The sequence below is a fragment of the Streptomyces sp. SPB162 genome (genome assembly GCF_029504575.1).
Classification (GTDB): Bacteria; Actinomycetota; Actinomycetes; order Streptomycetales; family Streptomycetaceae; genus Actinacidiphila.
Genome location: NZ_JAQFII010000001.1, coordinates 5,468,496 through 5,487,923 on the forward strand (window position 1 = coordinate 5,468,496; position 19,428 = coordinate 5,487,923).

General features: G+C 72.3%; 14 protein-coding genes and 2 pseudogenes. 4 read left to right on the plus strand and 12 right to left on the minus strand.

The annotated features are described in order from the left end of the window. Positions 1 to 78 precede the first annotated feature (78 nt). The 3 genes and pseudogenes from pyk to pta all read right to left on the minus strand — a co-directional run bounded on the left by pyk (position 79) and on the right by pta (position 4,844). Entirely contained in the window at positions 79 to 1,509 is a 1,431-nt protein-coding gene (pyk, locus tag M2266_RS24885) for a pyruvate kinase (RefSeq protein ID WP_277440190.1), read from the minus strand. 67 nt (positions 1,510 to 1,576) lie between these two features. Then, positions 1,577 to 2,759: pseudogene (locus M2266_RS24890) on the minus strand (acetate kinase). Beyond that, positions 2,756 to 4,844 (minus strand): annotated as a pseudogene (gene pta / locus M2266_RS24895) (phosphate acetyltransferase). Before pta ends, M2266_RS24890 begins: the two co-directional pseudogenes overlap by 4 nt. A gap of 554 nt (positions 4,845 to 5,398) precedes the next feature. Between pta and M2266_RS24900 the strand changes: the two are divergent. Further along, on the plus strand, positions 5,399 to 6,424 hold the full coding sequence (locus M2266_RS24900) for an ATP-dependent 6-phosphofructokinase (RefSeq protein ID WP_277440191.1): 1,026 nt from the start codon (positions 5,399 to 5,401) through the stop codon (positions 6,422 to 6,424). A gap of 52 nt (positions 6,425 to 6,476) precedes the next feature. On the opposite strand, the gene M2266_RS24905 is transcribed toward M2266_RS24900, so the two are convergent. Continuing rightward, positions 6,477 to 6,992, minus strand: coding sequence for a zinc-binding dehydrogenase (locus M2266_RS24905; RefSeq protein ID WP_277440192.1), 516 nt, complete (start codon positions 6,990 to 6,992; stop codon positions 6,477 to 6,479). 593 nt (positions 6,993 to 7,585) lie between these two features. Next, complete coding sequence (locus tag M2266_RS24910; protein ID WP_277440193.1) at positions 7,586 to 7,780, minus strand: hypothetical protein; 195 nt, start codon at positions 7,778 to 7,780, stop codon at positions 7,586 to 7,588. A gap of 98 nt (positions 7,781 to 7,878) precedes the next feature. On the opposite strand from M2266_RS24910, the gene M2266_RS24915 reads away from it, so the two are divergent. Together M2266_RS24915 and M2266_RS24920 are read left to right on the plus strand one after the other, a co-directional pair. Then, on the plus strand, positions 7,879 to 8,439 hold the full coding sequence (locus tag M2266_RS24915) for a LuxR C-terminal-related transcriptional regulator (protein ID WP_277440194.1): 561 nt from the start codon (positions 7,879 to 7,881) through the stop codon (positions 8,437 to 8,439). Positions 8,440 to 8,550: 111 nt separating this feature from the next. Further along, positions 8,551 to 9,024 carry a hypothetical protein gene (locus tag M2266_RS24920; protein WP_277440195.1) on the plus strand — a complete coding sequence of 158 codons (474 nt, stop codon included), beginning with the start codon at positions 8,551 to 8,553 and terminating at the stop codon, positions 9,022 to 9,024. Positions 9,025 to 9,134: 110 nt separating this feature from the next. On the opposite strand, the gene M2266_RS24925 is transcribed toward M2266_RS24920, so the two are convergent. The 4 genes from M2266_RS24925 to M2266_RS24940 form a co-directional block, all read right to left on the minus strand. Then, positions 9,135 to 9,638: a hypothetical protein gene (locus M2266_RS24925; RefSeq protein ID WP_277440196.1), complete on the minus strand. Its 504-nt coding sequence runs from the start codon at positions 9,636 to 9,638 to the stop codon at positions 9,135 to 9,137. 62 nt (positions 9,639 to 9,700) lie between these two features. Continuing rightward, positions 9,701 to 10,165 (minus strand): hypothetical protein, encoded by a 465-nt coding sequence (locus tag M2266_RS24930; protein ID WP_277440197.1) that lies wholly within the window; start codon positions 10,163 to 10,165, stop codon positions 9,701 to 9,703. A gap of 125 nt (positions 10,166 to 10,290) precedes the next feature. Then, a complete protein-coding gene (locus M2266_RS24935) occupies positions 10,291 to 11,028 on the minus strand; it encodes a response regulator (protein WP_277440198.1) in 738 nt (245 codons plus the stop codon). After that, positions 11,025 to 12,647, minus strand: a complete 1,623-nt coding sequence (locus tag M2266_RS24940; protein ID WP_277440199.1) for a sensor histidine kinase — start codon at positions 12,645 to 12,647, stop codon at positions 11,025 to 11,027. Before M2266_RS24940 ends, M2266_RS24935 begins: the two co-directional genes overlap by 4 nt. A gap of 127 nt (positions 12,648 to 12,774) precedes the next feature. On the opposite strand from M2266_RS24940, the gene M2266_RS24945 reads away from it, so the two are divergent. Then, positions 12,775 to 14,139, plus strand: coding sequence for a cation:dicarboxylase symporter family transporter (locus M2266_RS24945; RefSeq protein WP_277441341.1), 1,365 nt, complete (start codon positions 12,775 to 12,777; stop codon positions 14,137 to 14,139). A 190-nt stretch (positions 14,140 to 14,329) separates the two neighbouring features. Here the strand turns inward: M2266_RS24945 and M2266_RS24950 are convergent, their stop codons facing one another. The 3 genes from M2266_RS24950 to M2266_RS24960 all read right to left on the minus strand — a co-directional run bounded on the left by M2266_RS24950 (position 14,330) and on the right by M2266_RS24960 (position 19,267). Continuing rightward, positions 14,330 to 15,025, minus strand: a complete 696-nt coding sequence (locus tag M2266_RS24950; RefSeq protein WP_277440200.1) for a helix-turn-helix transcriptional regulator — start codon at positions 15,023 to 15,025, stop codon at positions 14,330 to 14,332. A gap of 103 nt (positions 15,026 to 15,128) precedes the next feature. Beyond that, positions 15,129 to 17,660 carry a 1,4-alpha-glucan branching enzyme gene (gene glgB / locus M2266_RS24955; protein WP_277441342.1) on the minus strand — a complete coding sequence of 844 codons (2,532 nt, stop codon included), beginning with the start codon at positions 17,658 to 17,660 and terminating at the stop codon, positions 15,129 to 15,131. Between the two features lie 146 nt (positions 17,661 to 17,806). Then, on the minus strand, positions 17,807 to 19,267 hold the full coding sequence (locus M2266_RS24960; protein ID WP_277440201.1) for a maltokinase: 1,461 nt from the start codon (positions 19,265 to 19,267) through the stop codon (positions 17,807 to 17,809). Between the last annotated feature and the right edge of the window lie 161 nt (positions 19,268 to 19,428).

The window sequence follows — 19,428 nt, forward strand, 5'->3', positions numbered from 1 at the left end:
GCGTTTCCCGTGCCGCGCAACCGGCCCGCGACGCCTTGTGCGATGGCGTCGTGGGCCGGGGCGGGCGCGGCCGTGCGACTACTTGCTGAGGTCGTCGCCCAGGTGGTGCACCCGGACCATGTTGGTGTTGCCGGGGACGCCGGGGGGCGAACCGGCGGTGATGATCACGGTGTCACCCGCGTTGTACTCCTTGAGCTTGAGCATCTCGGTGTCGACGACCTCCACCATGGCGTCGGTGTTGTCGACGTACGGGACCACGTACGTCTCGACGCCCCAGGTCAGCGCGAGCTGGTTGCGCGTCGAGGGGTCGGTGGTGAATGCCAGCACCGGGGCCGGGACGCGGTAGCGGGCCAGGCGGCGGGCGGTGTCGCCGGACTGGGTGAACGCGACCAGGGTCTTGGCGTCCAGGAAGTCGGCCAGCTCGGCGGCGGCACGGGCCACGGCGCCGCCCTGGGTGCGGGGCTTCTTGCCCGGCGCCAGCGGCTGCAGGCCGCGCTTGAGCAGCTCCTCCTCGGCGGCCTCGACGATGCGGGACATCGTCTTGACCGTGTCGATCGGGTACTTGCCCACGGAGGACTCGGCGGAGAGCATGACCGCGTCCGCGCCGTCGAGGATGGCGTTGGCGACGTCGGAGGCCTCGGCGCGGGTCGGGCGCGAGTTGGTGATCATCGACTCCATCATCTGGGTCGCGACGATCACCGGCTTGGCGTTGCGGCGGCAGAGCTCGATGAGCTGCTTCTGCACGACCGGCACCCGCTCCAGCGGGTACTCCACGGCGAGGTCGCCACGGGCGACCATGACCGCGTCGAAGGCCATGACGACGGCCTCCATGTTCTCGACCGCCTGCGGCTTCTCCACCTTGGCGATGACGGGGACCCGGCGGCCCTCCTCGTCCATGACGCGGTGGACGTCCTTGACGTCCGAGGCGTCGCGGACGAACGACAGGGCGACCATGTCGACGCCCATCGCCAGCGCGAAGCGCAGGTCCTCGATGTCCTTCTCGGACAGCGCCGGGACGTTCACGGCCGCGCCGGGAAGGTTGATCCCCTTGTGGTCGGAGATCACGCCGCCCTCGACGACGAGACAGCGCACGCGCGGGCCCTCGACCTCGATGACGCGCAGCGCGACGTTGCCGTCGTTGATCAGGATCGGGTCGCCCTTGCTGACATCGCCGGGCAGGCCCTTGTACGTGGTGCCGCAGATGGTCTTGTCGCCCGGGACCTCGTCCGCGGTGATGGTGAACTCGTCACCCGAGACCAGCTCGACGGGTCCGTCGGCGAACTTGGCCAGCCGGATCTTGGGGCCCTGCAGGTCGGCGAGGACGCCGATGGCGCGGCCGGTCTCCTCGGCGACCTTGCGCACCCGCTGGTAGCGCTCCTCGTGCTCGGCGTGTGTTCCGTGGCTGAAGTTGAAGCGGGCCACGTTCATGCCGGCCTCGGCCAGCGTCTTCAGCTGGTCGTAGGAGTCGACGGCGGGTCCCAGGGTGCAAACGATCTTTGCTCGGCGCATGGGCGCAATCCTATCGGGTTTGTTCCGCTCCGGAATATTCCTGGGGCGTCTTGGGTATGAAGCGTGGTCAACGTCGGGCGAACGCGTAGGTGGCGCGGGCGATCTCGAGCTCCTCGTCGGTGGGGACCACGGCCACAGCGACGCTGCTGGTGTCCGTGGAGATCAGTCGCGCGACGTGGCCGCGGACGGCGTTGCGTACGCCGTCGATCTCGATGCCGAGGGCGCTCAGGCCCCGCAGGGCCGCCTCGCGCACCGCGGCGGAGTTCTCGCCGACCCCGGCGGTGAAGGGCGATGACGTCCACTCGGCCCAGTACAGCGGTGTACGCGCCGACGTATTTGCGCAGGCGGTGCACGTAGATGTCGAACGCCAGCCGGGCGGCCTCGTCGCCCTCGGCCATGCGGCGTCCGATCTCGCGCATGTCGTTGTCACCGCAGAGGCCCAGCAGGCCACTGCGTTTGTTGAGCAGGGTGTCGATCTCGTCCACCGTCATTCCACCTACGCGCGCCAGGTGGAAGACTACCGCCGGGTCGACGTCGCCCGAACGGGTGCCCATGACCAGACCCTCCAGCGGCGTCAGGCCCATCGAGGTGTCCACGCAGACCCCGCCCGCCACCGCGGAGGCCGAAGCGCCGTTCCCCAGATGCAGCACGATAACGTTGACCTGCGACGACTCCTTGCCCAGCAGCTTCGCGGCGGCGCGTGAGACGAACGCGTGCGAGGTGCCGTGGAAGCCGTAGCGCCGGATCCCGTGCTCGTCCGCCGTCGCGGTGTCGATCGCGTACCGGGCTGCGTACTCGGGGATCGTCGAGTGGAACGCGGTGTCGAAGACCGCGACCTGCGGCAGGTCAGGACGCAGCTCGCGGGCGACCTTGATGCCGGTGATGTTCGCCGGATTGTGCAGCGGGGCGAGCGGCACCAGCTCCTCGATCGCCGCGACGACCTCGTCGGTGATCAGCGTCGGCTCGGTGAAGCGGGTGCCGCCGTGCACCACGCGGTGGCCGACCGCCGCCAGCTCGGGGGAGTCCAGGCCGAGGCCCTGCCCGTCCAGCTCGTCGGCGATGATCCGCAGCGCCGCGTCGTGGTCGGCGACCTCGCCCTCACCGATCCGCTCGACGAGACCGGAGGCGAGCCGCGCGTCCGGGCCGGGAGCGACGGCCATGTCCAGCAGCTGGTACTTCACGGACGACGAGCCGGAATTGAGGACGAGGACGTGGGACGGGGTGCCGCCCTGGCCGTCGGGGCTGCTCACTGGCTGTCTCCTTCGCCCTGCGCCTGGATGGCGGTAATGGCGACCGTGTTCACGATGTCCTGGACCAGCGCACCGCGCGACAGGTCGTTGACGGGCTTGCGCAGGCCCTGCAGCACCGGTCCGACGGCGACCGCGCCGGCCGACCGCTGGACCGCCTTGTAGGTGTTGTTGCCGGTGTTCAGGTCCGGGAAGACCAACACGGTGGCCTGGCCCGCCACCGCCGAGTCCGGCATCTTGGTGGCCGCGACCGACGGTTCGACGGCCGCGTCGTACTGGATCGGACCGTCGACGGCCAGGTCCGGGCGGCGCTCGCGCACCAGCTCGGTGGCCTTGCGGACCTTGTCGACGTCCGCGCCGGAGCCCGAGGTCCCGGTGGAGTACGACAGCATGGCGATCCGCGGCTCCACGCCGAACTGGGCGGCGGTGGCCGCCGCCTGGATGGCGATGTCCGCCAGCTGCTCGGCGTCCGGGTCCGGATTGACGGCGCAGTCGCCGTAGACGAGGACCTTGTCGGCCAGGCACATGAAGAAGACCGAGCTGACGATCGCCGCGCCCGGCGCGGTCTTGATGATCTCGAAGGCCGGGCGGATGGTGGCCGCGGTGGAGTGGACCGCGCCCGACACCATGCCGTCGGCCAGGCCCTCCTGCACCATCAGGGTGCCGAAGTACGAGACGTCGGAGACGACGTCGTAGGCCAGCTCGTAGGAGACGCCCTTGTGGGCGCGCAGCTCCGCGTACAGCCCGGCGAACTGGTCGCGCAGCGGTGAGGTCTGCGGGTCGACGACGGTGACGCCCGGCTGGTCGAGGCTGATGCCCAGGTCGGCGGCCTTCTTGCGGATCGCGTCCTCGTCGCCCAGCAGGGTCAGGTCGCACACCCCGCGCCGCAGCAGCACCTCGGCGGCGTGCAGGATGCGCTCCTCGGTGCCCTCCGGCAGGACGATGCGCCGCCGCCCGGACCTGGCCCGTTCGATCAGGGTGTGCTCGAACATCATCGGGGTGACGCGCTCGCTGCGCGCGACCGACAGCCGCTGCGTCAACTCGGCGGTGTCCACGTGTGTTTCGAACAGCCCGAGCGCGGTCTCCGCCTTGCGCGGGGTGCCCGCGCCGAGCTTGCCGTCCAGCGCGAACAGCTCGGCCGCGGTGGGGAAGCTGCCGGCGGCGACCGCGATCACCGGGGTGCCGGGCGCGAGCCGTGCCGCCAGCGCCAGGATGTCCGGGCCCGGCCGCTCGTCGAGGGTGAGGAGCACGCCCGCGATCGGCGGCGCACTCGCCGAGTGCGCGGCGAGCGAGCCGATGATGAGGTCGGCGCGGTCGCCGGGGGTCACCACCAGGCAGCCGGGGGTCAGCGCGGGCAGGAAGGCGGGGAGCATCGCGCCGCCGAAGACGAAGTCCAGCGCGTCGCGGGAGAGCCCGGCCTCGTCGCCGAGCAGGACGTCCGCGCCGAGTGCCTCGACGATCTGCGTCACCGTGGGCGCCGACAGCGCGGGCTCCTCGGGGATGACGTAGACGGGCACCTCGGGACGGTGGGCGAGCCGGCGGGCCGGCCTCGGCGGCCTCCGCCGGGTCGACCCGGTTGGCGACCACGGCGATGACGTCGCAGCCGAGGTTGGTGTAGGCGAGACAGGCGTTGCGGACCTCGGAGACGACCGCTTCGGCCGTCTGGTCGATGCCGCCGACCACCGGCAGCACGGAGGCGCCGCATTCGTTGGCGAGCCGGGCGTTGATGCCCAGCTCGGCCGGGAGATTGGTCTGCGCGAAGTCGGAGCCCAGGATCAGCACCGCCTCGTACTCCCGGGCGACCTCGTGGAAGCCCTCGACCAGCCGGGCGGTCAGCGCGTCCTGCCCCTGCTCGGCCTGGAGCGCCGCCGCCGCCTCGTACCCCATGCCGTAGACCGTGGACGGGTCCTGCGTCAGCCGGTAGCGGCTGCGCAGCAGGTCGAACAGCCGGTCGGGCCCGTCGTGCATCAGCGGCCGGAACACCCCCACCCGGTCGACCTGCCGGGTCAGGAGCTCCATCACCCCCAGCTCGACCACCTGGCGGCCGTCGCCGCGGCCGATCCCCGTTACATAGACGCTGCGCGTCACGCGCGTTCTCCGATCCATCGTCGCGCTGGGTTGCTCTTCATCGCTGCTGTATCACTACTGCTCTCGCCGCTTCTCGATCCGCACTTCCCGATGGGGCTGGATCCCGCCGCCGCTTTCCGGTTCGTGCCTACCCCAAGACGCTAACGCGACGCTGGTGCCGTCGCTTGCCGACACCGGGCACGCGCCGCGGTGACGATCGGCCCGCCTCACGATGCCATCCGCCCGTTCACCGGGGACAATGGCCCCGGCTCAGAACCCGGCAGCGACACTTTGGCCTTCCGCAAGCGTGGTGCGGGACCGTACTCATCCGCCCGGACCGCTCCGCGTCCCCGGGGCGCGGGGCGGTACGCATCACTCCATGCTTCCCATAGGGTGAAATAGCGTGATGCGGGAGGAGCGACGGTCAAGCCGCCGGGCGGGGGCGTCGCGGCGAATCCAGCCTGTGTCGAGGTGGACATGGAGTATGTCGATCCGGACCCGCGGTCCCGCGGGTCCGACCCGACCTCCGCCCCCGCAGCACCCCAGACCCCGAACCATCCAGGAGAGACCAGCCCATGCGTATCGGAGTCCTCACCGCAGGCGGCGACTGCCCCGGCCTCAACGCCGTCATCCGGTCGGTCGTGCACCGCGCGCTCACCGGGCACGGCGACGAGGTCATCGGCTTCGAGGACGGCTTCGTCGGGCTGCTCGAAGGCCGCTTCCGGCCGCTCGGCCTCAACTCGGTCAGCGGCATCCTGGCCCGCGGCGGCACCATCCTCGGCTCGGCGCGCCTGGAGCGCGGGCGGCTGCGCGAGGCCGCGGACAACGCCGAGGAGCTGTGCCGCCAGTACGGCATCGACGCCCTCATCCCGATCGGCGGCGAAGGCACCCTGACCGCCGCCAAGATGCTGTCGGACGCCGGGATGCCGGTCGTCGGCGTGCCGAAGACCATCGACAACGACATCTCCGCCACCGACCGCACGTTCGGCTTCGACACCGCCGTCATGGTTGCCACCGAGGCCATCGACCGGTTGAAGACCACCGCCGAGTCCCACCAGCGCGTCATGGTGGTCGAGGTGATGGGCCGGCACGCGGGCTGGATCGCCCTGGAGTCCGGCATGGCAGGCGGCGCGCACGGCATCTGCGTCCCGGAGCGGCCGTTCGACCCCGCCGACCTGGTCGCGATGGTCGAGGAGCGCTTCGCGCGCGGCAAGAAGTTCGCCGTCATCTGCGTCGCCGAGGGCGCGCACCCCGCCGCGGGGACCATGGACTACGGCGTCGGCGCGGTCGACAAGTTCGGACACGAGCGGTTCGGCGGCATCGGCACCCGGCTCGCCGTGGAACTGGAGAAGCGCCTCGGCAAGGAGGCGCGCCCCGTCATCCTCGGCCACGTCCAGCGCGGCGGCGTCCCCACGGCCTACGACCGGGTGCTGGCCAACCGCTTCGGTTGGCACGCGGTGGAAGGCGTCCACAAGGGGGCCTTCGGGCACATGACCGCGCTGCGCGGCACCCAGATCGAGATGGTGCCGCTCGCGGACGCGGTCGTCGAGCTGAAGCGGGTTCCGGACGAGCGGATGGACGAGGCCGAGTCGGTCTTCTGAGCGGGGCCGCGGCGGGGGTCCCCCCCCGCCGCGGCCCCGCTCAGGCCTCCGGTCAGCCGACCGTGAGGACGATCTTGCCGGTGTGGTGGCCGTGCTCGCTGGCGCGGTGCGCCTCGGCGGCGTCCGCCAGCGGGTACGTGGCCGCGATGCGCACCTGCAGCGCGCCGTCCGCGTGCAGCGCCAGCGCGCCGGCCAGCGCCGCCTCCGTGCGGTCCTGGCCGGGACCGCCGCCGCCGGAGAAGCGCACCTGGTGGACGGCGGCGTTCTGCGCGTCGGCGATGGTCACCACCCGCTCAGGGCCGCCGGCCGCGTCACCGACCGCCAGGCCCGTGACGCCCTCGCCGACCGCCTCCACCGTGCCGGACGCCTCCAGGCCCGGTACGTGGGGCAGTTCCACCGGGAAGACGGCGGACATCGCACCGCTGCGGATCTTCGCGTCGAGCGGGTTCACCCCGGCGGCTCGCACAGCCACGCGCACCTGGCCGGGACCGGGATCGGGTACGTCGACATCGGTCGGCCGCAGGACATCGGCGTCGCCGTAGGTCGCGAACGCGATGGCTTTCGTCATGGGAGTACTCCTCGAAAAGGTGAGCCGAACCGTTCGGGCCCGGCTTGTCGTCGTGCTCACAGCCTGGCTCCCGCGTCCCGCGGACCCGCCCCGCCTTTCGGGCGGTCCCACCTGTCCGAAAGACCAGTCGGAACCGGCAGTGCGCCCAGTACGGTCGACGTTATGGAATCGAGCGCCTGGACCGACCCGGAACACGCCCTGACGGTCGCCCTGGAGGTGATCCGGGCTCCGCTCGGGCAGACCCTGCCGACCCTGTCCGCGGTACTGGACGGCCTGATCCCGCACCGGGCCGCGGCGAAGCTCACCGGGTACTGCGCGCACTTTCCGATGAAGACCTCGGGCGCGGCCGAGGTCACCGAGCGGATCACCAGCGCGGAGCTGAGCCGGCTGGCCGGTGTCGTTCCGGTCGGCCGCCCCTGGCAGGGCGAGGCCGTCGTGGCGGGCGCCACCCGGCAGGTCTTCGCGGCCGCCTCCGCCTCCGCGGCGAGCAACGGGGCGCTGCTGGTCCTCATCGACACTCCCGTGCGGCCGCTGCCGGCGGCCACCGTCCGGGTCGTCCAGCGGCTGTGGGACCTGGTCGGCGTCCACCTGGACTACCGGGCGAGCGAAGCGGCGCCCACGCAGGCCGCCCGGTCCCGCGCCACGGCCGGTGAGCGGGCCAGGGTCATCGCCGAGCTCGGCGAAGCGCAGGCGGCGGTCCTGACCGGGCTGCTCGGCACGCTGCGCTCCAGGAACCTGGACGACGCCACCGCCCGCCGCACCGCCACCGAGCTCGCCGTCTCCGCCATGATCGAACTGCGCTCGGCGGGCCGGCCGCGAACAGGACCTCGCCGAGCAGCCCGCCGACGCCGCGTTCGCCCGGATCGCCGCCGAACTCGACCCGCTGGTGCGGTACGGGCCGGTCCGACTCGACCTGCGCGCCCCGGACTCCACGCGGTCGCTGCCCCTCGACATCGCGCACGCCGCCCGCGCGGCGACCCGCGCGGTGGTGCTGGCCATGCTGGAGCAGGAGGAGCTGGGCCGGATCCACGTCGGCTGGCAGGTCGAGGACGACAACCTGCGGTTCACCGTCCGCGACGACGGGCCGGGTTCACCGGCTCCCGAGGCGCTCACCGTCCACCGCGTCAACGACCGGCTCACGGCCCTCGGCGGCCGGCTGGTCCTCGACGCGGTCCCCGGCTGGGGCACCACGGTCACCGGCACCGTCCCGCTGGGACCGGTCGCCGCCCCGGCCGTCCATCCGCTCGCCGCGCTCGGCGGCCGTGAGTCGGAGGTGCTCGAACACCTCGCGCTGGGACACCGCAACCGGGCCATCGCCGCGGACCTGCACATCAGCGAGTCCACGGTGAAGTTCCACGTCGCCAACATCCTGCACAAGCTCGGTGTCGGCACCCGTGGCGAGGCCGCCGCACTGGCCAGGTCCACAGGGGACATTGCGGCTGCTTGACGGACGATTGGCCATAAGTACCCCGAACGAGTCACGCACTTGATCCCGCGGGCACCGGCGGTGCAGTCTGATCCATCCGACGACGGCGGCGGATGAAAGAGGGTGCCCCGCGTGGCGACGACAGTGGACGAGGGGCCCGGTTACGGCTCCGACCACGGCCCGGCCGACTGGCGGTGGACGCTGTTCTTCTGTCTGGCGGCCGCGGGGCTGCTCGGCGGCGCGCTGGGCGGCAGCCTCTTCGAACTCACCGAGTACGGCCAGTACACGTATCTCGCCCTCGGGCCGATCGTCGGCGGCGCGCTCGGAGCGGTCTGCGGCGGCCTGGCCGGCGGGTTGCTGGTCTGTCTGCCGCCGCGCTGGGCATTCGCCCGCGGAGCGGCGCCGGCCGCCGCCGCGGCGGCGGTGCTCGTGCTGGAACTGGGCACCGTCGACGCGTTCACCTCCGAGGGCGCCGTGGAGCAGTTCTTCTCCGGCGGCCCCGGGCCGGCGATGCTGATCGTCCCCGCACTGGCCGCGGCCGGCGTCGCGCACGCGGTGGCACGCGGCTGCCGGCGGTTCGGGGAAGCGGCCTCCAACGCCTCGTGACTCCAACGCCTCGTGACTCCTGCACCTCATGACCCCGGCACCCCGTGACCGCGCCCCGGACGACAGCTCGTAGCTGCGGGCCGGGGCGCGGAGTTCGGGCGGGGGCGGTGTCAGCCGGTGTAGGCGGCGAGCGCCTTGGTGAAGTCCCAGCTGTTCTGGGAGATGCCGCTGCAGGCGTCCGGGTCGGTGCCCGAGCCGCACTTGCGGTCGCGGTTGACGGACCAGAAGCTGACGCGCGCCAGGTGGTGGCTGGTCGCGTAGGAGATCATCGACCTGAAGTTCGCGAGGGTGACCTTCTCGCCGGCGCTGTCGGTGATGCCGTTCATCGAGGAGAAGCCGACCTTGCGGTAGGCCGCGTCCGAGGACAGCCCGTAGGCACTGGCGACGGCGTTCTTCAGGCCGTCGACCGCCGACTTGGTGGTGGCGGCCATGTCGACGGCGCCCTGGTCGTAGTCGAACGGCATGACCGCCCAACCGTCGGCGTTCAGGCCGGCGGCGGCGCCCTTCTTGATCAGGTCCTTGCCGTTGGAGTCGGGACCGGTGGGGGTGGTACCGAAGGTGACGTAGACCTTCACGTCGCTGTTGTTGGTCTTGATGATCTTCAGGGCGTCCACGGTGCGCTTGCGGACCGTGGAGTTCTCGACCGCCGACGCCTCGATGTCGATGTCGATGGACTTCAGCTTGTAGGCGGTGATCGCCTTCTGGTAGGCGCCGGCCAGTGCGGAGGCCGAGGCGCACTTTTCTTCGAGCTTGTTGCCGCTCCAGCCGCCGAACGAGAGACGGTGACGTCGCCGCCCGCGCCGCGGATCGCGTTGATCGTCGACTGGTCGGTGCCGCCGGTGAGGCCGCGGTTGCCGTCCCACTTGGGGTTACAGCCGCCGTCGGAGAGCATGAAGGCCATCGTGAACTGCTTGATGCCGGTGGCCGACATCACGGACGTCGCGGACGGCGGGGTGCCCCAGCCGAGGTACAGGTAGGGCGCCGCGATGCCGCTGGGGAGAGCGGCGGCCGCCTGCGGGGCGCCCTTCGTGACGGTCGGGGTGGTGGCCTGGGCGGTCGCGCCGAGCGCCGCCGCCGCGGCGAGACCTACGGTCGCGGCCAGCGCGACGCGGCCGCGGCGGGAGTGCTGGAGAAAGAGCATGGGGGAGAACTCCTAGCGTGTACGGGAGTTGGCTCTGGAACGCTGCGTGAACGCTAGTGGTCCCGCAACCCGGCGACAAGAGATTGGTTAGGAAAGTTTCCTATTGTCACGGGAAGAACGACCGTTCAGCTGCCGCCGCGCCCGTCCCGGCCCGGCCCCGGGGACCAGCGGTAGCTGAGCTCCGGCCGCCCCACCTGCCCGTACTGCGGGCTGCGCACCGCGCGTCCGGTGTCCACCAGGTGTTCCAGATAGCGCCGGGCGGTGATACGCGAGACGCCGACGGCGGCCGCCGCCGCGTTCGCCGAGATTCCGTCGTCCGCCTCGCGCAGCGCGGTCGTGACGGCCTCCAGCGTCGGGCCGCTGAGCCCCTTCGGCAGCACGGGCGACTCCGGGCTGCGCAGCGACGCCAGGGCCCGGTCCACCTCGTCCTGCCCCGAGGCCTCGCCGCCGGCCAGCTCGCGGCGGAACCGGGCCCACCGGTCGAGGCGGTCGCGCAGGGTGGGGAAGGTGAACGGCTTCAGCAGGTACTGGACGACGCCGGCGGAGACCGCCTGCCGCACCACCCCCAGGTCGCGGGCGGAGGTCACCGCGATGACGTCGGCGGTGTGGCCGGCCGCCCGCATCGCCTGGACGACCTGCAGACCGTGCCCGTCCGGCAGATGGAGGTCGAGCAGCACCAGGTCCACCGGGTGCTGGCGGCAGAAGCGGAGCGCGTCCCCGCCGGAGTGCACCGTGCCGACGACCGTGAAACCGGCCACCCGCTCCACGTACAGCGCGTGCGCCGCGGCGGCGATCGGATCGTCCTCGACCACCAGGACGCGGCTGGCGCCGGCGGCGTCGTTCCGACCGGTGGTTCCGCTCATGTCCGTGCCTTCCGCAGCAGCGGCATGCGGACGGTGAACACCGCGCCGCCCCGGTCGTCCTGCCCGAGTTCCACGGTGCCGCCGCCGCGCCGCGCGGCCTGCTCGACCAGGGCCAGACCCAGCCCGCGCCCCTCGCTCTTCGTCGTCCAGCCGCGCTGGAACACCTCGCGCAGCACCTGCGGGTCCACTCCGCGGCCGGTGTCGGTGACCTTCAGCAGCAACTCGTTCCCTTCGGTCCGCGCGGTGACCGAGACCTTCGGCTGGCCGGTGCCCTCGACAGCCGCGTCCAGGGCATTGTCGACCAGATTGCCCAGGATCGTCACCAGGTCGCGCGCCGCGAACCCCTCGGGCAGGACGCCGTCGTCGATCCGGCTGTCCTCGGTGACGGTCAGCTCGACCCCGCGTTCGTTGGCCTCCGCCGCCTTGCCCAGCAGGAGCGCGGCGAGCACGGGTTCGCCGACGGCGCCGACGACCTGGTCGGTGAGGGCCTGCGCCAGCTCCAGTTCGGCGGTCGCGAAGTCCACGGCCTCGTCGGCGCGGCCCAGTTCGATGAGCGAGACCACGGTGTGCAGCCGGTTGGAGGCCTCGTGCGCCTGCGAGCGCAGCGCCTCCGCGAAGCCGCGCACCGAGTCCAGCTCGCCGGTCAGCGCCTGCAGGTCGGTGTGGTCCCGCAGGGTGACGACGGTGCCGCGGCGCTCTCCACCGAGCACTGGTGAGGTGTTGACGACCACGACCCGCTCGGCGGTCAGGTGCACCTCGTCGACGCGCGGCTCGGCGGCGAGCAGCGCGCCGGTCAGGGACGCCGGCAGCCCGAGGCCGTCGACGTAGCCGCCGACGACCTCGCCGGTCAGGCCGAGCAGTTCGCGGGCCGCGTCGTTGCAGAGCAGCACCCGGCGGTCGGCGCCGAGCAGGATCAGTCCCTCGCGCACCGCGTGCAGGGTCGCCTGGTGGTAGTCATACATCCGGCTCAGCTCGGTGGCGGCCATGCCGTGCGTGTGGCGGCGCAGCCGCGCGTTGGCGAGGTAGGTGCCGAGGCCGCCGATCGCGAGCGCGGCGGCCGCGACGGCGATCAGCACGGCCAGCTGCCCGCGCACCTCGTGGCTGATCGCGTCGACCTTGATGCCGACGCTGACCAGCGCGACGACCCGGCCGCCGGGGCCGTCGCGTACGGGGGCGACGACCCGCACCGACGGGCCGAGGGTGCCGGTGTACGTCTCGGTGAAGGTCTCGCCACGCAGGGCCCGCGCGGTGTGGCCGAGGAACGGCTCGCCGATCCGCCGCGGGTCGGGGTGGGTCCAGCGGATGCCGTCCGGAGCCATGATCGTCACGAAGTCGACGCCGGCGTCCGCGACCACCCGCTGCGCGTACGGCTGCAGCACCGTGCTCGGATCGGTGCCGGGTGCCGCGAGGGCGGCCTGCCGCACGGTGGGGGAGTCGGCGATCGACGCGGCCACCGCCCGCACCCGGTCGCCCGCCGCGTCCTCGGCCCTGCTGTGCGCCTGGACGTAGGCCAGCACGGCGCACCCCGCGACCACGGCGGCCACGATCACCACCTGCATGGCGAACAGCTGGCCGGCGAGGCTGCGGGGACGCGGGGGTGCGCGCCGGATGGTCGGCATGCCCACAGTGTGCACGCCCCGCCGCGAACTCAATGAACGCAAACGTGACCCCGGTCACGCGGGCCGCGCATAGTCACCGGAGCTACGCAGACCTCGGGAGGCAGACGTGACGACGCAGAGCCGCGACGTGACACCGCAGAGCCGTAAGAAGGACCGAACGCACTACCTGTATCTGGCAGTGATCGCGGCGGTCCTCGCCGGGATCGTGCTGGGGCTGGCCGCGCCCGGTGTTGCCAAGGAGTTCAAGCCGCTGGGCACCGGCTTCGTGAACCTGATCAAGATGATGATCTCGCCGATCATCTTCTGCACGATCGTGCTCGGCATCGGATCGGTCCGCAAGGCCGCCAAGGTCGGCGCCGTGGGCGGGCTGGCGCTCGGCTACTTCATGGTGATGTCGACGGTGGCGCTCGCCATCGGCCTGGTGGTCGGCAACATCCTGCACCCCGGCAGCAGCCTGCACCTGACCACGGCGGCGAAGGCCGCCGGGCACCAGCAGGCGGCGGGCAGCGAGGGGACCGTCGACTTCCTGCTCGGCATCATCCCCAAGACGATGGTGTCGTCCTTCACCGAGGGCCAGGTCCTGCAGACGCTGCTGGTGGCGCTGCTGGTCGGCTTCGCCGTGCAGGCGCTCGGGAAGTCCGGGGAGCCGGTGCTGCGGGGCATCGGGCACATCCAGCGGCTCGTCTTCCGGGTGCTGTCGATGATCATGTGGGCGGCGCCGGTGGGCGCGTTCGGCGCCATGGCGGCGGTGGTCGGCGAGACCGGCACGGACGCGCTGAAGTCGCTGGCCGTGATCATGATCGGGTTCTACCTCACCTGCGCGCTGTTCGTGGTCGTGGTGCTGGGCACGTTGCTGCGGCTGGTCGCCGGAGTGAACCTCTTCGACCTGCTGAAGTACCTCGGCCGCGAGTTCCTGCTGATCCTGTCCACCTCGTCGTCGGAGTCGGCGCTGCCGCGGCTGATCGCCAAGATGGAGCACCTGGGCGTCAGCCGCCCGGTGGTCGGCATCACCGTGCCGACCGGCTACTCGTTCAACCTCGACGGCACCGCCATCTACCTGACGATGTCCTCGCTGTTCATCGCCGAGGCGATGGGCGACCCGCTGTCGGTGGGCCAGCAGATCTCCCTGCTGCTCTTCATGATCATCGCCTCGAAGGGCGCGGCCGGTGTCACCGGCGCCGGCATCGCCACGCTGGCGGGCGGCCTGCAGTCGCACCAGCCCGCGCTGGTCGACGGCGTCGGCCTCATCATCGGCATCGACCGCTTCATGAGTGAGGCCCGCGCCCTCACCAACTTCGCGGGCAACGCCGTCGCGACCGTCCTGGTCGGCACCTGGACCAAGGAGTTCGACAAGGACCGCGCCGTGCGGGTCTTCGCGGGAGAGTTGCCGTTCGACGAGTCGACGCTGGTGGACGACCACGCGGAAGCCGCCCCGGAGGACGTGTCCGAGAAGGTGCCCGCCCCCAGGGACCACGAGACCGCACCGGCCTGAAGGGTGTTGTGAAAGGAGCGCCGTTCGCCCGTGAGGGCGGGGTCCGCGGCGTCTGGTGCGGGCGACTGCACGGCGGAGGGTCGTCCTCGTACTGGGACGTACCGGACGTCTTGGGCGAGCCCGACAACGCACAACGCGGCAGGCGTGCGTGCCGGGCGTCGCGGGCCAGGCGGGACTTTCGCAACACCCTTTAGGGGTATTGCAGGCCCGCCCAGAAGCTTTCGCTCAGGTTGTCGAGGAAGGCACGGCCGCCCGCGCCGCCCGACGCGGGCACGTCGTTGCCCCAGTTGAGCGTCGCGACCATCACCGACTGGTACTCCGCGTGCAGGGCGCGCAGCACCGGCTCGATCCGGTGCCGGGGCAGCGGCACCAGGGCCGTGACGGGTTTGACGTACGCCTGCCAGCGGGTCGCCACGGCTTCCCGCAGCAGCGCGTCCAGCCGCCGGTCGCCGCCGGTGACCGTCAGGAGTTCCGGCAGCGACAGGCCGAGCGCGTCGGCCAACGCGGCGGTCTGCCGCTCGTTGCCGGTCCAGCGGCCCTGGGCCTCCATGCGCTCGTAGTCGGAGATCGGCATGCCGATCGCGCGCGCCAGGTCGGAGGGGGCGATGCCGCGGGCCCAGCGGTGTTCCAGCAGGGTGGTCGGCGTGCTCATGAGATCGGACGGGTCGCACCACAGGGCGCCGGCCAGGGCGGGCAGCTCGGAGGCGCGCGGCACGAGTTCACCGCGCTCCCATGCGGCGATGGTCTCGGGCCTGACGGGAGTGCCGTAGGAGATCCACATGGCGTGGGCTATGTGGGAGTGGTTCATCCCGAGCTGGGCGCGCAGCCGTCTGATCGCGGATGCGTCGAACGGCAGCCGAGGTGGATCAGAAGGGGGTCGGTGCACGGGGTCAGCGTAGGGGCGCTGGTCCCGTGTCCACACGGTGTGGACCTCCGAACCGGGGCGCGTGAATACGCCACCGGTTCGGAGGAACGTACGAGTGCGGAGGTCAGACCGGTCGCAGCCAGATCGTGGCGAGCGGCGGCAGGGTGAGCAGGAGGCTCTGCTCATGACCGTGCCAGGCCGTCGCCTCGGGCTTGATGACCGGCTGCCCGGTGCCGCTGATGGGCGTGCCGCTGCCTCCGTAGCGCGCGTCGTCGGTGTTCAGCACCTCCTGCCAGGCCCGGTCGGGAACGCCGACCCGGTACTTCTCGCGCACCACCGGGGAGAAGTTGCTGATGCACACCAGCGGTTCGCCGTCCGCGGCGTAGCGCAGGAACGAGAAGGTGTTGTCGTCGGCCGCGCCGCCGTCGATCCAGGCGAAGCCGCCCGGGTCGGTGTCGCGCTGCCACAGCGCCGGCGTCGCGCCGTAGGCGCGGTTCAGCTCCCTGACGAGGTCGCGGACCCCGCGGTGGTCGGCGGCCGCCGGGTACGTCTCGTCCAGCACCCACCAGTCGGGCCCGTGGTCGTGCGACCACTCCGCGCCCTGGGCGAACTCCTGCCCCATGAAGAGCAGCTGCTTGCCCGGGTGCGCCCACATGAAGCCCAGGTACGCGCGGTGGGTGGCGCGCTGCTGCCACCAGTCGCCCGGCATCTTCGAGACGAGCGCGCGCTTGCCGTGCACGACCTCGTCGTGGGAGATCGGCAGCACGTAGTTCTCGGAGTAGGCGTAGACCATCGAGAACGTCATGTCGTTGTGGTGGTACTTGCGGTGCACGGGCTCCTTGGACACGTACTCCAGCGAGTCGTGCATCCAGCCCATGTTCCACTTCAGGCCGAAGCCGAGTCCGCCGGATTCGGTGGCGCGGGTGACGCCGTCCCAGGCGGTGGACTCCTCGGCGATCGTCACGACCCCCGGGCAGCGCCGGTAGACGGTCGCGTTCATCTCCTGCAGGAACGCCACCGCGTCCAGGTTCTCCCGGCCGCCGTACTGGTTGGGCGTCCACTCGCCGTGCTCGCGCGAGTAGTCGAGGTACAGCATCGAGGCCACGGCGTCGACCCGCAGGCCGTCGATGTGGAACTCCTCGCACCAGTAGACGGCGTTGGCGACCATGAAGTTCCGCACCTCGGTGCGGCCGAGGTCGAACTCCAGGGTGCCCCAGTCCGGGTGCTCGGCGCGGTTGGGGTCGCCGTGCTCGTAGAGCGGCTCGCCGTCGAAGCGGGCCAGTGCCCAGTCGTCCTTCGGGAAGTGCGCGGGCACCCAGTCCATGATCACGCCGAGGCCGGCGCGGTGCAGCGCGTCGACGAGGTACCGGAAGTCGTCGGGGGAGCCCAGCCGCGACGTCGGCGCGTAGTACGACGTCACCTGGTAGCCCCAGGAGCCGCCGAACGGGTGCTCGGCCACCGGCATCAGCTCGACATGGGTGAACCCCAGGTCGGCGACGTACACGGGCAGCTGCTCGGCCAGTTCGCGGTAGGTCAGACCCGGCCGCCAGGACATCAGGTGCACCTCGTAGACCGAGAACGGCGCCTGGTGGACGGGGACCGCCGCACGCCGGGCCATCCACTCGGCGTCGTTCCAGGTGTGCTGCGACGAGGTGACGATCGACGCCGTCGCGGGCGGCGCTTCCGTGCTGCGGGCCATCGGGTCGGCCTTCAGCGTGTGGCCGCCGTTCCGGCAGGCGATGTCGAACTTGTACGCCGTTCCCTCCCCGACACCCGGCACGAACAGCTCCCACACGCCCGTGGAGCCGAGCGAGCGCATCGGGAAGCCGGTGCCGTCCCAGAAGTTGAAGCCGCCCGCGATCCGCACCCCGCGGGCGTTGGGCGCCCAGACGGCGAACCGGGTGCCGGTGACGTTCTGGTGGGTCATCGGCTGGGCGCCGAGCGCGTGCCACAGCTGCTCGTGGCGGCCCTCACCGATCAGGTGCAGGTCCAGCTCGCCCAGCGACGGCAGGAACCGGTACGGGTCCTGCACGGCGTGTTCGCCGTCCTCGTACCGCACCAGCAGCTCGTACTCCGGGATCTCCCGCAGTGGCAGCACCCCGGCGAAGAGCCCGTCGCCCTCGTCCAGCAGCTCCGCGCGCAGCCCGCTCGCGGAGACGGCCACTCCGAGCGCGTACGGCCGCAGCACCCGGAACAGCACCCCGCCGTCCACCGGATGGGCGCCGAGCAGCCCGTGCGGATCGTGGTGCGCCCCGTCCAGCAGCCGGCCGCGGTCCGTGTCGTCCAGCGGCTCCGCGGGACGTACGCCGTTGGCGGCGACCCGCAGGGGAGCGGTGTTCCGGACCGGAGCGGCGGGCGGCGAGACCGGCCTCGCCGGCACGACAGGCGCGACAGGCGCGGCGGGCGCCGCAGGGGCCGCGGGTGGCGTGGGAGCGGCCGGAGGGGCGGGCCGGTCGGTGGTGATGGCGCCGGGGTCACGGGTCTCGGCCCGGGACGGCGGAACGGCGTCCGCGGCGTGCCGGGGAGCGCTCCCCGAGGCGGACGGGCGGGTCACCCCGGGCTCGTACCCGCGGGCGGCGGCCTCCGACACCGCGGGAGCCGGAGCGGCGTGGGTCCTCGTGGGAGTGGAAGTGGGCGCGGGAGCCGCCGCCGGCACCGGGGCGGGAGCCGCGGCGGCGGGCGGCACGGGCACCGTCGGCCGGCCGAGCGGTGGCTCACCCGGCGCCTTCTCCACCGGGGGTACGGCGGTGGGGGGCACGGCGCCGGGCGTGCCCGGCGTGAGGGGAGACGGGTTGCGCTCGGTCACGGTGTGATCCTCCTCGGAGGGGGGTTGGCGGCGAGACGGTCGATGGCCGACATCGGGATGGGCAGCCAGGCGGGGCGGTGCCGGGCCTCGTACAGGACCTCGTAGACGGCCTTGTCGGTTTCGTACGCGCGTATCAGTACGGGCCGGTCGCGCGGGTCGCTGCCCGAGGTCGCGGCGTAGCCCGCGCAGAACGCGTCACGGTGCCGCTCCGCCCACACGCCGGCCGTCGGAGCGGCCGGGTCGCGGTGCCGGGCGGCGTAGTCGAAGGAGCGCAGCATCCCCGCGACGTCCTGGACCGGCGGCGCGGGCAGCCGGCGCTCCGACAGCGGGCGCGAGGGCTCGCCCTCGAAGTCGATCAGGAGCCACTCGCGGCCGGCGGCGCGCAGTGCCTGGCCCAGGTGCAGATCGCCGTGGATGCGCTGGGCGGCCATCCGCTCCCCGGTGCCGCCGAGTTCCGACAGGTCGTGGAAGGCCGCTCGCAGCCGGGTGCGGTACGGGCGCAGCTCGGGCACCTCGGCCGCGGCGGTGTCCAGCCGCTGCGCCATGGTGGCCGCGATCAGCTGGATCCTGCGGCGGTCCAGCGAACTGGTGGGCAGCGCCCGGGCCAGCGCGGCATGGACCTCGGCGGTGGCGGCGCCCAGGGCACGGGCGTCGGCGGTGAACTCCGTGCCGTCGTCCATGGCCCGCAGGGCCAGCTCCCATCCGTCGGCCGAGCCGGGCAGATAGCGCTGCAGTACGCCGAGCGTCGCGGGTTCCGCGCCGATGCCGTCCTGGCCGCCGGCCGGCCCCGGCGGTTCCAGCGACTCGAACCAGGCGGCCGGCGCCGCGACCCGCCGGGAGCCGTCGCGGGCGAGCGCGAGGGAGAGTTCGAGGTCCGGGTTGGCGCCGGGGGAGACCCGGCGGAAGACCTTGAGGATGTACTCGTCGCCGTAGATGACCGAGGTGTTCGACTGCTCCGCGGTGGACAGCCTCGGCGGCAGCCCGGCCGGGACGGTGGCGGAGGGCTCGGTGAAGAAGCGCAGCCGCCCGGTGCGGCCCGGGGCGCGGAGACGTTCCAGCAGCACCGCGGTGAGCCGTGGGTCGTGCAGCCCCTCGTAGACCGCCAGGCCGTCGAGCGGTCCGCCGGTCACCTGGCCGAGGGCGGCCGGCGCGAGCGAGGGCGGGAGCAGCGCGCGGGTGCCGAGCAGCAGTTGGTAGCAGTCCGCGCGCCGGCCGTCCTGCTCCACGTCGAGCAGTAGATGGAGCAGGCCCGGGATGCCCGGGCGGCCGCCCACGGGCAGCAGTTCGGTCACCGACACCAGGTCGAAGCCGGTGATCGGCCGGCCCTTGCCGGCGAACCAGCGCTGCTGCGGTAGCCATTCCAGCAGCAGTGGGCCGAGTGAGTGCAGCAGCCCGGGAGCTGTGGCCGGTGAACGGCCGGTGGTAGGTGAGGTGCGGGTCCAGGAGCTGTCCGACATGACGTCCTTTCCCCGGGGAGTCGCGCACCCGCCCCGAAGCATGCGGCGGGGGGTGCGCGTAAGCCTCCCGGATGACGGGCGGTGGCTGTCCGGCGACACGGGGAGCCTGCCCCGGCCGGGTGACAGGAAACCGCCGTACGGGCCCGCCCGGAGGGTGCTCC

Bases quoted from the DNA above. Each gene is read 5' to 3' on its own strand.
- pyk (WP_277440190.1), bottom strand. From the start codon at position 1,509: ATGCGCCGAGCAAAGATCGTTTGCACCCTGGGACCCGCCGTCGACTCC.
- M2266_RS24900 (WP_277440191.1), top strand. From the start codon at position 5,399: ATGCGTATCGGAGTCCTCACCGCAGGCGGCGACTGCCCCGGCCTCAAC.
- M2266_RS24905 (WP_277440192.1), bottom strand. From the start codon at position 6,992: ATGACGAAAGCCATCGCGTTCGCGACCTACGGCGACGCCGATGTCCTG.
- M2266_RS24910 (WP_277440193.1), bottom strand. From the start codon at position 7,780: ATGGCGGAGACGGCGAGCTCGGTGGCGGTGCGGCGGGCGGTGGCGTCG.
- M2266_RS24930 (WP_277440197.1), bottom strand. From the start codon at position 10,165: ATGCTCTTTCTCCAGCACTCCCGCCGCGGCCGCGTCGCGCTGGCCGCG.
- M2266_RS24935 (WP_277440198.1), bottom strand. From the start codon at position 11,028: ATGAGCGGAACCACCGGTCGGAACGACGCCGCCGGCGCCAGCCGCGTC.
- M2266_RS24940 (WP_277440199.1), bottom strand. From the start codon at position 12,647: ATGCCGACCATCCGGCGCGCACCCCCGCGTCCCCGCAGCCTCGCCGGC.
- M2266_RS24960 (WP_277440201.1), bottom strand. From the start codon at position 19,267: ATGTCGGACAGCTCCTGGACCCGCACCTCACCTACCACCGGCCGTTCA.